This is a genomic window from Pseudomonas sp. 20P_3.2_Bac5, from assembly GCF_025466035.1.
Lineage (GTDB): Bacteria > Pseudomonadota > Gammaproteobacteria > Pseudomonadales > Pseudomonadaceae > Aquipseudomonas.
This window is the reverse complement of the sequence record NZ_JANLOA010000030.1, coordinates 40,006-53,158: the sequence shown is the minus strand read 5'-3', so window position 1 is coordinate 53,158 and position 13,153 is coordinate 40,006. Positions and strand designations below refer to the sequence as shown.

13 protein-coding genes are annotated in these 13,153 nt (G+C 64.8%); 8 read left to right on the top strand and 5 right to left on the bottom strand.

Going from position 1 to position 13,153, the window contains the following annotated elements:
• Positions 1 to 243: 243 nt before the first annotated feature.
• Complete coding sequence (locus tag NTD88_RS05440; protein WP_262154198.1) at positions 244 to 1,734, top strand: anion permease; 1,491 nt, start codon at positions 244 to 246, stop codon at positions 1,732 to 1,734.
• 46 nt (positions 1,735 to 1,780) lie between these two features.
• On the opposite strand, the gene NTD88_RS05435 is transcribed toward NTD88_RS05440, so the two are convergent.
• The 3 genes from NTD88_RS05435 to NTD88_RS05425 all read right to left on the bottom strand — a co-directional run bounded on the left by NTD88_RS05435 (position 1,781) and on the right by NTD88_RS05425 (position 4,971).
• Positions 1,781 to 2,329 carry a cupin domain-containing protein gene (locus NTD88_RS05435; RefSeq protein ID WP_095159837.1) on the bottom strand — a complete coding sequence of 183 codons (549 nt, stop codon included), beginning with the start codon at positions 2,327 to 2,329 and terminating at the stop codon, positions 1,781 to 1,783.
• Positions 2,330 to 2,419: 90 nt separating this feature from the next.
• The gene (locus NTD88_RS05430) at positions 2,420 to 3,622 is read right to left on the bottom strand and encodes an MFS transporter (RefSeq protein WP_095159836.1); all 1,203 of its coding nucleotides are present in this window, start codon (positions 3,620 to 3,622) and stop codon (positions 2,420 to 2,422) included.
• A 92-nt stretch (positions 3,623 to 3,714) separates the two neighbouring features.
• Positions 3,715 to 4,971: an OprD family porin gene (locus NTD88_RS05425; protein ID WP_262154199.1), complete on the bottom strand. Its 1,257-nt coding sequence runs from the start codon at positions 4,969 to 4,971 to the stop codon at positions 3,715 to 3,717.
• A gap of 186 nt (positions 4,972 to 5,157) precedes the next feature.
• Here NTD88_RS05425 and NTD88_RS05420 point away from each other — a divergent pair, with 186 nt between their 5' ends.
• Entirely contained in the window at positions 5,158 to 6,366 is a 1,209-nt protein-coding gene (locus NTD88_RS05420) for a Bcr/CflA family multidrug efflux MFS transporter (RefSeq protein WP_262127732.1), read from the top strand.
• A gap of 173 nt (positions 6,367 to 6,539) precedes the next feature.
• The gene (ppnN, locus tag NTD88_RS05415; protein WP_095159848.1) at positions 6,540 to 7,913 is read left to right on the top strand and encodes a nucleotide 5'-monophosphate nucleosidase PpnN; all 1,374 of its coding nucleotides are present in this window, start codon (positions 6,540 to 6,542) and stop codon (positions 7,911 to 7,913) included.
• Positions 7,914 to 7,973: 60 nt separating this feature from the next.
• Here ppnN and NTD88_RS05410 read toward each other — a convergent pair whose 3' ends face one another.
• Positions 7,974 to 8,414, bottom strand: a complete 441-nt coding sequence (locus tag NTD88_RS05410) for a hypothetical protein (protein ID WP_095159834.1) — start codon at positions 8,412 to 8,414, stop codon at positions 7,974 to 7,976.
• 177 nt (positions 8,415 to 8,591) lie between these two features.
• Between NTD88_RS05410 and NTD88_RS05405 the strand changes: the two genes are divergently transcribed.
• From NTD88_RS05405 to NTD88_RS05385, 5 genes are all read left to right on the top strand, one after another.
• Positions 8,592 to 8,879 carry a hypothetical protein gene (locus tag NTD88_RS05405; protein WP_095159833.1) on the top strand — a complete coding sequence of 96 codons (288 nt, stop codon included), beginning with the start codon at positions 8,592 to 8,594 and terminating at the stop codon, positions 8,877 to 8,879.
• Between the two features lie 145 nt (positions 8,880 to 9,024).
• The gene (locus tag NTD88_RS05400) at positions 9,025 to 9,564 is read left to right on the top strand and encodes a DUF3455 domain-containing protein (RefSeq protein ID WP_262154200.1); all 540 of its coding nucleotides are present in this window, start codon (positions 9,025 to 9,027) and stop codon (positions 9,562 to 9,564) included.
• 66 nt (positions 9,565 to 9,630) lie between these two features.
• Positions 9,631 to 10,164 (top strand): sigma-70 family RNA polymerase sigma factor, encoded by a 534-nt coding sequence (locus NTD88_RS05395; RefSeq protein WP_095159831.1) that lies wholly within the window; start codon positions 9,631 to 9,633, stop codon positions 10,162 to 10,164.
• A complete protein-coding gene (locus NTD88_RS05390) occupies positions 10,161 to 10,889 on the top strand; it encodes an anti-sigma factor domain-containing protein (protein WP_262154201.1) in 729 nt (242 codons plus the stop codon). The genes NTD88_RS05395 and NTD88_RS05390 overlap by 4 nt, the downstream gene beginning before the upstream one ends.
• 207 nt (positions 10,890 to 11,096) lie before the next feature.
• Positions 11,097 to 12,245, top strand: a complete 1,149-nt coding sequence (locus NTD88_RS05385; protein WP_262127736.1) for an HPP family protein — start codon at positions 11,097 to 11,099, stop codon at positions 12,243 to 12,245.
• 1 nt (position 12,246) lies between these two features.
• Here NTD88_RS05385 and NTD88_RS05380 read toward each other — a convergent pair whose 3' ends face one another.
• Positions 12,247 to 13,110 (bottom strand): LysR family transcriptional regulator, encoded by an 864-nt coding sequence (locus NTD88_RS05380; protein ID WP_262154202.1) that lies wholly within the window; start codon positions 13,108 to 13,110, stop codon positions 12,247 to 12,249.
• Positions 13,111 to 13,153 lie beyond the last annotated feature (43 nt).

Here is a 13,153-nt window from a genome sequence, read left to right as displayed (position 1 = left end):
ATGGCGTCAACAGGTTTTGTAGTGATTTTTTATTAGCACTACAAAATACTTTTCCTACATGCGTGGCGTTTATGTAGTGCCCTGTTGGATTGCCCTACAAAACCCGTTGCAGACACCTGCGGCAATGTCGGGCGGGTTTGATCCGGGTCAGTTTTTTTCGGGTAGGTGGAGAGGATCATCAGAACCAGGGGTAAGCGCCGTGCTAGAGCGCTTGCCGGGTTTTCTGCAGTCAGCGAGGCGTTCATGAGCCAGACAAGCACTTCTCCTTCAACCACCGGCGCCAGGCTGGGGCTGCCCGTCGGCTTGCTGGTCGGCATCGTCGCGCTGGTGGCCGTGCTGTTCTTGCCGCTGCCGGCCGACTTGCCGGTGGCCGGGCAGCGGGTGTTGGCGATTCTGGCGTTCGCCGTGGTGATCTGGATCACCGAGGCGGTGTCCTACGAAGCCAGTGCGATCATGATCACCTCGCTGTTGGCGTTTCTCCTCGGCACCGCGCCGACTCTGGCTGACCCCAGCGTCACTTACGGCTCGTCGGCGGCGGTGAGCATGGCCCTGACCGGCTTTTCCAATCCGGCGCTGGCACTGGTGGTGGGCGCGCTGTTTCTCGCCGCGGCAATGACTCACACCGGGCTGGACCGGCGCATCGCGCTGGTAACCCTTGACCGCATCGGCGTCAGCACCCGGCGCATCCTGCTTGGTGCCGTGGTGGTGACGATCCTGCTCAGCCTGGTCGTGCCCAGCGCCACTGCGCGCAGTGCCTGTGTGGTGCCGATCATGATGGGGGTGATCGCCGCGTTCGGCGTGGACAAGCGTTCCAACATTGCCGCCGGGATCATGATCATCGTCGCCCAGGGCACCAGCATCTGGAACATCGGCATCCAGACCGCCGCTGCACAGAACCTGCTGACCGTCGGCTTCATGGACAAGATGCTCGGCGCCCGGGTGTCGTGGATCGACTGGCTTATCGCAGGCGCGCCGTGGGCGGTGCTGATGTCGGCCCTGCTGATTGTGCTGGTGCTGAAAATGCTGCCTCCGGAGACCGACAGCATCCCTGGCGGTAAGGCTGCGGTCGCCGAGCAACTGGCGGCGTTGGGGCCGATGAGCGGGGCGCAGAAGCGTCTGCTCGGCGTTTCGCTGGCCCTGCTGCTGGCGTGGGCCACCGAGGGCAAACTGCACGCGTTCGACACCACGTCCACCACCTATGCCGGCCTGGTGCTGTTGCTTTTGCCGCGCTTCGGCGTGATGACCTGGAAGGACGTGCAGGCACGGATTCCGTGGGGCACGGTGATCGTTTTCGGCGTGGGCATCAGCCTCGGCACCACCTTGCTCAGCACCCATGCCGGCCAATGGCTGGGCGCGCAGGTGGTCGCCCATACCGGGCTGGATCAACTGGGTACGCTGGGCGTGTTTGCGATTCTCGGGGCGTTCCTGATCGTGATCCACCTGGGCTTCGCCAGCGCCACGGCGTTGACCTCGGCGCTGTTGCCGATCCTGATCGCAGTGCTGCAGACCTTGCCGGGTGATTTCAGTCGGCTGGGCATGACCATGGCCCTGGGCTTCGTGGTCAGCTACGGCTTTATCCTGCCGATCAACGCACCGCAGAACATGGTGTGCCTTGGCACCGAAACCTTCAACGCACGGCAGTTCGCCCGGGTCGGGTTGGTAGTGACCCTGGCCGGTTATCTGCTGATGCTGGTGTTTGCTGCCACCTGGTGGCACTGGCTGGGCTGGATGTGAACCAACGGCGGTAGCGCGAGAGGTCCCGCGCTACCGCCGCCGTGGATCAGAAGTTCGCCGGGGTGTTGGCGCTGATGATCTCGGCCTCATCCTGGCCGATATTCTTGAAGCTGTGGGGCAGGGTGGTCGGGAAGTAATAACCGTCGCCGGTGTTGAGGATGCTCACCTGACCGTCGACCCGCAGTTCAATGGTGCCCCGGGTGACCAGGCCGCATTCCTCGCCTTCGGCGTGGACGATCAGCTCTTCACCGGAGTCGGCGCCGGGGGCGTACAGCTCGCGCAACATGCGCATCTGCCGGCCTTCGACGCTGGCGCCAACCAGCAGCAGGCGCAGGCCGGAACTGCCCAGGTCGGGCTGTTCGGTGGCGCGGAAGACGAAGCGTTCTTGCCGCGGCGGCTCGTCGAAGCTGAAGAACTCCGCCAGGGACATGGGGATGCCTTCGAGCAGCTTCTTCAGGGAACTGACAGAGGGGCTGACGCGATTCTGTTCGATCTGTGAAATGGTCGAGTTGGTCAGGCCGCTGCGCCGGGCCAGTTCGCGTTGGGAGAGCTTGTTGCGTTCACGCACCAGTCTGAGTCGTGTCCCCGTGTCCATAGCCGCCTTGGTGTCAAAAATAATGGGCGACGCATTAAAGCACACTCGGGCAGCCTGTGCCCGAGCGGCGAACGGCGGATCGTGCGGGTTTCAGACGTGTGCCGGGGCACGTGAGGTCGACCACAGCCCCACCAGCAGCAACAGCACGGCGGCGACCAGGTACGGCAGGCGCGGATCGAGGCTGTAGATCAAGGTTCCGGCCAGCGGACCGATCACCACGCCGAAGCCCTGTACGGCGCCGACGGAGCCGGCGGTGGCGCCTTGTTCAGAGGCGTCCACGGCGTTTGCCGCGAGTGCCGCGAAGGCCGGGAACACCCAGCCCATGCCCGCCGCGCTGACGAAGAAACCGAGCGCCAGCACCAGGCTGCTTGTGGCGAAGGCGCTGGCGATAAAGCCCAGGGCCGAGATGCTGGCGCCGACGCGAATCATCCGCAGCGGCGGCCATTGCAGCTTGCGCACCAGCAATTGCGAGCAGATCAGCGCTGCGCCGACCATGGTCAAGGCAATACCGGCGGCCTGTGCGGCGTCGCCCGGTTCCAGGCCCAGGCAATCGAGGGCGAAAAAACCGACGGTGATCTGCGCCAGGGACACGCAGAGCATGGCGACGAAGGCCACCACCAGCGGCCGGCGCAGGCGCGGGTCGGTCATCCGCACGCTGCGCGGGGCCTGGGCCAGGTGCAACTCCTGGCGCTTGAGCTTGAACCGCAGCACCAGCAGGGCCAGCAGCGGCAGGATCGCCATGGCGTACATCGGCAGGCTCAGGCTGTGGCGGGCGAGCAAGGCGGCGAGGGCCGGGCCGAGCACCAGGCCGACGGCGTTGGCGGCGCCGAGGGACGCCATGGCTTTGGCGCGGTTCTGCGGCGCGACGTTATCGGCGATCAGCGCGTTGCTGCCTACCGGCAGGGCGGCGTAGAACGCACCGATGGCGCCACGGCCGATGACCATGCCGGCGAACGCGATCGAGGCGGGCGGCAGCCAGCGCAAGGCGCCGTCGATGAACAGGCATAGCGCCCAGTAGGAGAGGGTGAAACCGCCGGCACCCAGCAGCAGGATCCGGCGGCGGCCATAGCGGTCGCTGGCGCGGCCCCAAGGGCGGGCGAGGAGCATCCAGATCACCCCGGACACCGTCATCGCCGCGCCTGCCTGCCAGGGGGCGAGGTCGAGCACGCGAGCGATCGGGCCGATCAGCGAGACGAAGGCCATCATGGCGATAGTGCAGGCCATGTGGGCGAAGAGCAGGGGGCGGATATCGAAGGCGGTGTGCTGCGCAGGAGGGACCTGGGCGGTGGTCATAAGCAGTCCGGGGCTGGTTTCGTGGTGGCACATTGTGCCCCGGCCTGCTGTACATCTTGAAGATAAAACCCGTATTTACGCTTTTTCTTCCCTCACCACAGCGCCACGGTGTACCCGAGGATCAGCCGGTTTTCATCGATATCGCTGGTCAATCCGCCGCTGGAACGGAAGGTCGCATTGCGCAGGCGCACGCTGAAATTCTTCAGCGGACCGTCCTGTACCACGTAGGCGATATCGGTGTCGCGTTCCCATTCCTTGCCGCCGCTGACCGTCGCCGTCTCGATGTTCTTGCCGTTGACGTAGCGGGTCATGAAGCTCAGGCCGGGCAGGCCGAAGGCGGCGAAGTTGTAGTCGTAGCGCGCTTGCCAGGCGTCGGTCTCGGCCTTGGTGAAGACGTTCACCGTGACCAGGTTGACCGAGTACGGGTCCAGTCCCGGGTAGGCGAAATCGCCGTCGCCGGAGAGGTTCTGGTAACCCAGGCCGAATTTGTGCGCGCCCACGCCGAGGGTCAGCATGCCGTTGAAGAAGCGGTTGTCGATCTTGCCGCCGTCGACCCGGGCCGTCGAGCGCAGAGCGTCATGGCCGGTTTCGCGGGTGTCGAAGTAGCGCAGGTCGCTGCGCAGGTTGATGCCGTCGGCCAATGGTAGGTCGTGCACCAGACCGGCGTAGTGCTGGCGGTAGATGTCCTGCATCTGCGCGTAGTAGTAGCTCACCGCCAGGCGCGGGGTCAGGGCGTAGGTGCCGCCGGCTAGGTCCAGGTGGCTGCTCTCGACGCCGGCGTAGCTCATCTCGTCGTTGCTGGAGGAATCCCGCAGGTTCTGCTTTTCCAGGCGGCCGATGTTGAAGGTCAGGCCGTCGATGTCCTGGGAGGTGACCAAGCCGCCGGTGTAGGTCGAGGGCAGCAGGCGCACGTCGTTGATCGCCGCGACCGGCAGCATCGGTTGCAGGGTGCCGAGCTTGAGGGTGGTCTTGCTGATGCGCGCTTTGGCGGTCAGGCCCAGTTCGCTGAAGTCGTCCACCGGCTCCTGGCTGGCGCCGTAGGGCAGCAGGCCGGTGCCACGGCGGTCACGGCTGGAGTCGAGCTTCACGCCCAGCTCGCCGAGGGCGTCGAGGCCAAATCCGACAGTGCCTTCGGTAAAGCCTGACTCCATACGCAGAATGAAGCCCTGGGCCCATTCCCGGGCCTGGCTTTGCGGCGCGTTGCTCTGGCGGAAATCGCGGCTGAAATAGAAATTGCGTGCTTCCAGGCTGCCTTTGCTGTCCTTGATGAAATCGGCGTGGGCGAGGTACGGGACGAGCGTGGCGCACAGGCCAGCGCTGGCCGCGGTGAGGCGACGGGGGAGGGACATGGACTTCATACCTTTTGTTTTTGTTTTGGTGCGTTCGTTATGGCGTTGTAAGGCCGGGCCCTGGGTCGCGGGCTTGGCTTATAGTTAACATATTATCTTTCTACCGATAAAGTCCTTTTGCTGCGCTTGCGAATAAAATTAAGATATTAACGTTATGCCGCTTCCTTCCCTGATTTCGGAGTCCCGATGACCCATACTGCCAATCCGGCCCGGCTGATCGTCCTGCTCGCCGCGCTGGTGGCGTTCGCGCCGCTGTCCATCGACACCTACCTGCCCAGCCTGCCGATGATCGCCAGCGACCTGGGCGCCGATGCCGCCAGCGTGCAACTGACCATCAGCCTGTTCCTCGCCGGCCTGTGCCTGGGCATGCTGGTTTACGGACCGCTGTCGGACCGCTACGGCCGGCGGCCGCTGCTGTTGGGCGGCATGGTGTTGTACCTGGTGGCGACGGTGGGCTGCATGTTCGCCAGCTCCGTGGAGCAACTGGTGGTCTGGCGCTTTTTCCAGGCCCTCGGCGGCGCGGCGGCCTCGGTGCTGGCGCGGGCCATCGTGCGTGACCTGTTCGCCCTCAGCGAGGCGGCGCGGGTGTTGTCGCTGATGCACCTGGTGACCATGCTTGCCACGCTGGTGGCGCCGTTGCTGGGCAGCCTGCTGATGGAACTCAACGGCTGGCGCACGGTGTTTTTCGGCCTGCTGGTGTTCGGCGCCCTGTGCTTGCTGGCCTCGGCCTGGAAGATCGGCGAAACCCACGCCCCGGACCAACGCGGCGAATCGCTGGCGAAGGTGTTCGCCGCTTACTGGCAGATCGCCCGGCAGCCGGTGGCGCTGGCCTACATCCTCTGCATGGGCCTGGCGTTTGGCGGGATGTTCGCGTTCATCACCGCGTCGCCCTTCGTGTACATGGAGTATTTCGGCGTGTCGCCCAGCGGCTACGCCTGGCTGTTTGGCCTGAACGTGGTGGGGATCATCGTCGTCACCCTGATCAACGCGCGGATGGTCAGCCGCGTCGGGCCGTTGCGGATGCTGTCGGTAGGGGCGGCGCTGGGCGGTGTCGCGGCGCTATGGTTGCTGGCGATCGGCCTCAGCGGCTGGGGCGGGCTGACGGCGATCGTGGCGGGGGTGATCGTCTACGTGAGCATCACCGGTTTGATGGGCGCCAATTGCGTCGCCAGCCTGCTGGCGCTGTACCCGCGTCAGGCCGGCGCGGCGGCGGGGCTGGCGGTGGCTTGCCAGTTCGCCCTCGGCGCGGCGTTCAGTGCCGTGGTCAGTGCCCTGGCTGACGGCACCCCGGCACCGATGTGCCTGGCGCTGGCGGCTGCGGGCTTCGGTTGCCTGGCGTGTTTTGCCGCCATTGCCGTGCGAAGCAAGGCGCAAGCCTTGAAGCAGGCGGCCTGATGGCAGTGTGAAGAAGCCGTGCCCTGTCGTCGGATGCGTCCATACTCAGTGAAGCCGGGCCGTTTGCTACAAGCCCGGCCACCTGTTACAAACAGGTGCGAGACCCGCGCGTGCGGCGTTCACAACAGCGGTGCCACAGTCGTTCGCAGGCACCGAACAGCATGGAATTCAGCATGGCCCAAAGACAGGTAATCAATGCTTCGGTCGCCCCGAAAGGGAGTCTGGAGACGCTTTCCCAACGTGAAGTCCAACAATTGAGCCAGGCCGGCTCGGGCAGTATCTACACCCTTTTCCGCCAGTGCGCCCTGGCCATCCTCAATACCGGCGCCCATGTCGACAATGCCAAGACCATCCTCGATGCCTACAAGGACTTCGAGGTCCGTATTCATCAGCAGGACCGCGGCGTCCGCCTGGAACTGCTCAACGCCCCGGCGGATGCTTTCGTCGATGGCGAAATGATTGCCAGCACCCGCGAGATGCTCTTCTGCGCCCTGCGCGACATCGTCTACACCGAGAGCGAGCTGGACCGCCTGAAGATCGACCTGGAAAACTCCCAGGGCATCACCGACTACGTGTTCCAGTTGCTGCGCAACGCGCGCACCCTGCGTTCGGGCGTCGAGCCCAAGCTGGTGGTGTGCTGGGGTGGTCACTCGATCAGCAGCGAGGAATACCAGTACACCAAGAAGGTCGGCCACGAGCTGGGCCTGCGCAAGCTGGACATCTGCACCGGCTGCGGCCCTGGCGTGATGAAGGGGCCGATGAAAGGCGCCACCATCGCCCATGCCAAGCAGCGCATGAGCAGCGGCCGCTACCTGGGCCTGACCGAGCCTGGGATCATCGCCGCCGAGGCGCCGAACCCGATCGTCAATGAGCTGGTGATCCTGCCGGACATCGAGAAACGCCTGGAAGCCTTCGTCCGGGTCGGCCACGGCATCATCATCTTCCCTGGCGGTGCCGGCACCGCCGAGGAATTCCTCTATCTGCTGGGCATCCTGATGCACCCGGACAACCGCGAACTGCCGTTCCCGGTCATCCTCACCGGGCCGCGCAGCGCCGAGCCGTACCTGCAACAGTTGAACGACTTCGTCGGCGCCACCCTCGGCGAAGCGGCGCAGGGGCTGTACCAGATCATCATCGACGACCCGGCGCAGGTCGCCCGGCAGATGACCGAGAGCCTCAAGGCGGTCAAGCTGTTCCGCCGCGAGCGCAACGACGCGTTCCACTTCAACTGGCTGTTGAAAATCGAGGAGGGCTTCCAGCGTCCGTTCGATCCGACCCACGCCAACATGGCCAGCCTGCAACTGCGCCTCGACTTGCCGCCGCATGAGCTGGCGGCCAACCTGCGTCGGGCGTTCTCCGGCATCGTCGCCGGCAACGTCAAGGACAAGGGCATCCGCCTGATCGAAGAGCATGGGCCGTACGAGATTCACGGCGATGCGGCGATCATGCAGCCGCTGGATCGGCTATTGCAGGCGTTTGTCGAGCAGCATCGGATGAAGCTGCCGGGCGGCGCGGCGTATGTGCCGTGTTATCGGGTTGTAGCCTGATCTGCTGAAACCTCATCGCTGGCGGCGTTGCGCCTGCCAGCGATGGCGTTTTTCAAGGAATCAGATGAAGTCCCCGTCAGCCAGCAACAGCAGGCTGCCATCTTCCTGTTCCTTCACCAGCCCGCTGGCCAGCAACAGTGGCTTCAGGCGGACCTGCAGGCGCGCTTCGACGAAGGTCTTGAGGTTCTCGAGATCGAGGCTGCCGCCAGGCAACTCTTCCTTGTGGTACGACAGCCAGGCTTTTTTCAGCACACCCAGCACGTCGGCCGCGGTGGTCGTGGCAAAACGCCGATGCAGCGGAATACCGTTGAACTCGAAGCTGTGGGCGAAGGCGTAGGCGCTTTCGTCGTTCGCGCTTTCCTTGCAGCGGGCGCAGGTGCATTTGCCGTCGCCGAAGGCGTTGTTCAGGTAGGTGTTGAAGTCCACCACGGGCTTCAGGTTCAGGCGTTTGTCGACGTCGAACAGGTCACCGGTCAATTTGGCTTCGGCACTCAAGGTCATCTCCTTACGGCATGCAGTCATTCAGCCCGGCACGATACCAGCGCGGGCAGCGGCGTGCTCGGTTTCGTGATGGCTGGCGATACCGGGGGACCGGCCCGCACGTCGGGATACGGGCTTTTGCGGCCATCCTGGCTTATCCTGTGCGGCCGTTTATTCCGCTCACGGAGCACTTTCAGCATGAAGAAATACACCGCCACCGTAACCATCAGCGCCGAACAGCGCGATGACGTCGAGGCTGTCGAGAACGCCGGCGTGCAAATCTCCCTGGAGGCGGTGACGGAAACGCTGAAGAAGGTGCATTTCAATGGCGCCCTGGCTGCTCCCGAGAACCCCACCCATGTCTGCGTGACCCTCGACAACGGCCTGACCTACTACGGCGAGATCGTCAACGGCCACGCCGAGCTGGAATACGGCTGGATCGCCTTCGAGTCGGACATGCTGACCCCCGAGGAACTGGGCCTGTAAGCACGGTCCAGGCATCACCCGGATAATCGCGGACAGGTTCCGCGATTATTTTTTCATCCGCCTGCATCCAATTGGCGTCCTGCCAGGTAGTTCAGACAGCAGCCTCGTGCTGCCTGACCGATCATCCTGACTGGAGTCACGCCTTATGAACCGCCAATCCCGCTTCGCACTGGCCGCCGCCGCTCTCGCCGCGTCCAGCCTCCTGCTTGGTTCCGCCGCTCATGCCACCAGCGCGCTGCCCGACAGCATCAAGGTGCCGGACGGCCACAAGGTCGCGCTGGAAACCGTCGGCGTCGGCGAAATCACCTACGAATGCCGCGACAAGGCCGACAAGCCCGGGCAGACCGAATGGACCTTCGTCGGTCCCAAGGCCGTGCTCAATGACCGCAGCGGCAAGGCGGTTGGCGACTACTTCGGCCCGCCCGCCACCTGGCAGGCGAAGGATGGTTCGAAAGTCACCGGCACCCAGTTGGCGGTGGCACCTTCCAGCCCAGGCAACCTGCCGTACCAACTGGTCAAGGCCAACCCGGCCGAAGGCGCCGGCGCCATGAACGGCGTGACCTATATCCAGCGTGTGGCGCTCAAGGGCGGCGTGGCGCCGGGCAGCGCTTGCACCACGGCCGACAAGGGCAAGCGGGAGATGGTGAAGTACCAGGCGGACTATATTTTCTGGACCGCCCGCTAAGCGCCGGTTGCCCGTTCGACGGTGGTCTACGCTGCTAGCGGTAACCACCCGTCGACGGCAAGCCTTGTGACCTTACCTCTGTCCTCGTTCGACCATGAAGCCCACCTGGCGGCCTGCGCACGCGGCGACCGCCAGGCGCTGCAGCGCTTGTACGAAGAGGAGGGCGCGCGGTTGCTGGGCGTCGCCCGGCGCCTGCTCAAGGACACCGCCCTGGCCGAAGACGTGGTGCACGACGCCTTTATCCGCATCTGGACCCGCGCCGCCACCTTCGATCCGGCACGTGGCAGTGCCCGTGGCTGGATGTTCAGCATCACCCGGCATCTGGCGCTGGACTTTCTGCGTCGCCGGGAGCGGGATGTGCCATTGGGCGATGAGGCCGAGCCGGGCGACAGCGCCGCCGAGGGGGACGGTCCGTTGCGCAGTGGGCGCATGACCACCTGCCTGGAGCAATTGGAACCTGTACGCCGGGCCTGCCTGGTCCACGCGTATGTCGATGGCTTTTCCCACGCCGAGATCGCCCGCACGTTCGGGACGCCGCTGGGCACAGTGAAGGCCTGGATCAAACGCAGCCTGGCTGCCTTGCGCGAGTGCATGGGATGACGACCGGCGACCTCGACGACAGCCGCGAAACAAGCCCCGACGACAGTGATGCGCTGGCCGCTGAATATGTCCTCGGCACGCTGCCGTTCGACCTGCGCCAGGCCGTCGCCCGGCGCCTTGAACACGATGTGTCGCTGCGGGAAGCGGTCGATGCCTGGGAGCACCGTTTGCAGGGGTTGCAGGTGCAGGCGCCGGCGCAGACGCCGTCCGCGTACCTGTGGCAACGCATCGAGCGCAGCGTGGGCGATCTTTCGCCGTCGCTGTCTGCCGCTCGTCCCGAACGCTGGTGGCAGCGTCCGACACCCTGGCGTTGGGCGTCGGTGGCGGGCCTGGCGGCCAGTCTGTTACTGGCGGTGTTGCTGGTGCGCGAACCACCTGCAGCGACGCCGACCTACCTGGTGGTGCTGGTCGCGCCGCAGGACAAATCGCCCGGCTGGGTCGTGCAGGCGAGCAATCACCGCACCGTGCAGTTGATTCCGCTGGGCATGGCCGAAGTGCCCGCGGACAAGGCGCTGGAATTCTGGACCAAGGCTGATGGCTGGAGCGGGCCGGTTTCGCTGGGCCTGATCGCGCCGGGGCAGGCCGTGGAAGTGCCGCTGGATGCCTTGCCGCCGCTGCAGGACAACCAGCTATTCGAGTTGACCCTGGAGAGCCCGACCGGCTCGGCCAGCGGCAAGCCCAGCGGGCCGGTGCAGTTCATCGGTCGTGCGGTCAAAGTGCTGTGAGAAAACGCACTGTTTTGTGACACTGCAAAAAAAATGCACTGAAACAGCACTTTTTTGAATTTGAGCTGGCGGTCAGATTTCCTCAGACTGCCGGGCAATCTTTCCATCTCCAGGGAAGGAGCCCTTTGCGTATTGCCCCCTCGCGATACAAAGTCCGTCCGCTGTTGGGCGGGCTTCTTTTCTTCAAACAGGTGCCTGGTCCGTCACATGTCTAGCCGTGGTCTCAGTAACTGGTTCGATCGCTTCATTCCAGCCGCTTTGCATATTCCCCCTCAAGAATGGTTCCGCGCCGCGATCGGTGCGCTTCTGGCGCTGGCCGTTGCGGGTAGCGTCTGTAGCTACCTGTTCGGCAGCGCGGCGACACTGCACCTGATGGCGCCATTGGCGGCCTCGACGGTGTTGCTGTTTGCCGTGCATTCCGGCGCGCTGTCGCAGCCCTGGCCGTTTCTCGGCAGTTACGTCTGCGCGGCGGCGGTGGGGATCAGCCTGCATCACTGGATCGGTCCGGGCCTGATGGTGGCGAGCGCGGCGCTGCTGCTGGTGATTCTGCTGATGTGTCTGCTGCGCTGTCTGCACCCGCCGGGTGCGGCGCTGGCGGTGAGTCTGGCACTGGCCGATCCGTCGCTGGCGGCGATGGGCGTCAAGGTGATCGAGCCGGTGATGCTCAATGCCCTGATCGTGCTGGCGATGGCGGTGCTGTACAACCGCCTGACCGGCGTGCGCTACCCGAAAATCAACGCGCCGCGCAAAGCCACTCATGCCACCGCTGACCAGCCAGCCAGCGAGCGCGTCGGGGTCAGCCCGAGCGATTTGGACCAGGCGCTGGAAGACATTGGCGAGTTCGTCGACGTGACCCGCAACGACCTCGAACGGATCATCCTCGCCACCCAGCGCCACGCGGTGCAGCGCAGTCTCGGCGGGATTACTGCGGCGCAGGTGATGTCCCGCGACGTGCAGTTCGCCACGCCCGACACCACGCTGGAACAGGCCTGGAAACAACTCGCCAGCCATCATCTGAAAAACCTGCCGGTGCTGGATGACAGCGGGAAACTGGCGGGCATCATCAGCCTCAGCGATCTGGTCGCGCCGGCCATGGCCGCGACCCGTTTCAGTTGGCGGGCGCTGTTTGGCAGGCAGAAGCCGGTGCGTCTGGCACAGATCATGAGCGAGCCGGTGATTACCGTGGACAGCGAGCGTCAGGCCGTCGAACTGATCCCGCTGCTCTGCGACCAGGGCCTGCATTGCCTGCCGGTGCTGGAGAACGGCAAGGTGGTTGGCGTGGTCACCCAGACCGACCTGATCGCCGCGCTGAGCCAGCATTTGCTGGCGCAGGAGCGGCTGGCCGAGGCGGCTTGAGTCAGATCAGCGGATCCCAGCGCTGCGACCAGTCGCTATCACCTGCCACCACCTGGCGCAGCAGTTCGAACGCCTGCTGCAGCGCTTGCGAATCCCGCTCCCGTGGATAGACCAGCCAGGTGGGGTAGGGGAATTCCGGCGCCTGCGGCACCCGTTCCAGTACTCCGCGGTCCAGGTAACTCTGCACCACCCGCGTGCGGAAATAGCCGCTGCCACCGTGTTCCAGGATGAACTGCAAAGCCAGCGGGCCGAGGTTGAAGCTCAGGGCCGGGCGGGTCAGTTCTGGAAGGGCTTCGTCATGCAGGCGGCGGAAGGTATCGCCCCAGTCGATGTAGACGTAGGGCTCCGGCTTTCTTCGCAGTTGAATGCGGATCAGTTTTTCTTCCAGCAATTGTTCGACTTGCAGGCCGGGGCTGTAGATCGGCTGGTAGAGCAGCGCCGCGTCGAGCGTGCCCATCTCCAGTTTGCGCAGCAGGGCGGCGCTTTCGCCGACTTCGCTGCGGATGGCGTGGCTGGGTAGCTGTTCGTGCAGCACCCGCACCCAGTCAAGCACCAGCGGGTTGCACAGGCTGACTTCCCCACCGATGCGCAGCACCTCGCGGCAGCCGTCCGGCAGCGGCAGGTCGCGGCGGGCCGATTCCCAGGTTTGCAGCAGTTGATTGGCATAGGGCACGAAGGCCTCGCCATTGCTGGTCAGGCTGGCGCCGTTGCGGCTGCGGATGAAGAGCTGGCAGTCGAGTTGCTGTTCGAGTTTCTGCACTCGCGCGCTGATGGCGGTCTGGGTGACGTGCAGGTGTTCGGCGGCAGAGACGAGGCTGCCGCTGCGCACGATTTCGAGGAAGGTTCGGGCCAGCTCGATGTCCATGGGGCACCAGATTGGGGGCGAGCTGGCCATTCTAGAGCGTGTG

Bases quoted from the DNA above. Each gene is read 5' to 3' on its own strand.
- ppnN (WP_095159848.1), top strand. From the start codon at position 6,540: ATGGCCCAAAGACAGGTAATCAATGCTTCGGTCGCCCCGAAAGGGAGT.
- NTD88_RS05390 (WP_262154201.1), top strand. From the start codon at position 10,161: ATGACGACCGGCGACCTCGACGACAGCCGCGAAACAAGCCCCGACGAC.
- NTD88_RS05420 (WP_262127732.1), top strand. From the start codon at position 5,158: ATGACCCATACTGCCAATCCGGCCCGGCTGATCGTCCTGCTCGCCGCG.
- NTD88_RS05430 (WP_095159836.1), bottom strand. From the start codon at position 3,622: ATGACCACCGCCCAGGTCCCTCCTGCGCAGCACACCGCCTTCGATATC.
- NTD88_RS05400 (WP_262154200.1), top strand. From the start codon at position 9,025: ATGAACCGCCAATCCCGCTTCGCACTGGCCGCCGCCGCTCTCGCCGCG.
- NTD88_RS05385 (WP_262127736.1), top strand. From the start codon at position 11,097: ATGTCTAGCCGTGGTCTCAGTAACTGGTTCGATCGCTTCATTCCAGCC.
- NTD88_RS05440 (WP_262154198.1), top strand. From the start codon at position 244: ATGAGCCAGACAAGCACTTCTCCTTCAACCACCGGCGCCAGGCTGGGG.
- NTD88_RS05380 (WP_262154202.1), bottom strand. From the start codon at position 13,110: ATGGACATCGAGCTGGCCCGAACCTTCCTCGAAATCGTGCGCAGCGGC.
- NTD88_RS05410 (WP_095159834.1), bottom strand. From the start codon at position 8,414: ATGACCTTGAGTGCCGAAGCCAAATTGACCGGTGACCTGTTCGACGTC.
- NTD88_RS05425 (WP_262154199.1), bottom strand. From the start codon at position 4,971: ATGTCCCTCCCCCGTCGCCTCACCGCGGCCAGCGCTGGCCTGTGCGCC.
- NTD88_RS05435 (WP_095159837.1), bottom strand. From the start codon at position 2,329: ATGGACACGGGGACACGACTCAGACTGGTGCGTGAACGCAACAAGCTC.
- NTD88_RS05405 (WP_095159833.1), top strand. From the start codon at position 8,592: ATGAAGAAATACACCGCCACCGTAACCATCAGCGCCGAACAGCGCGAT.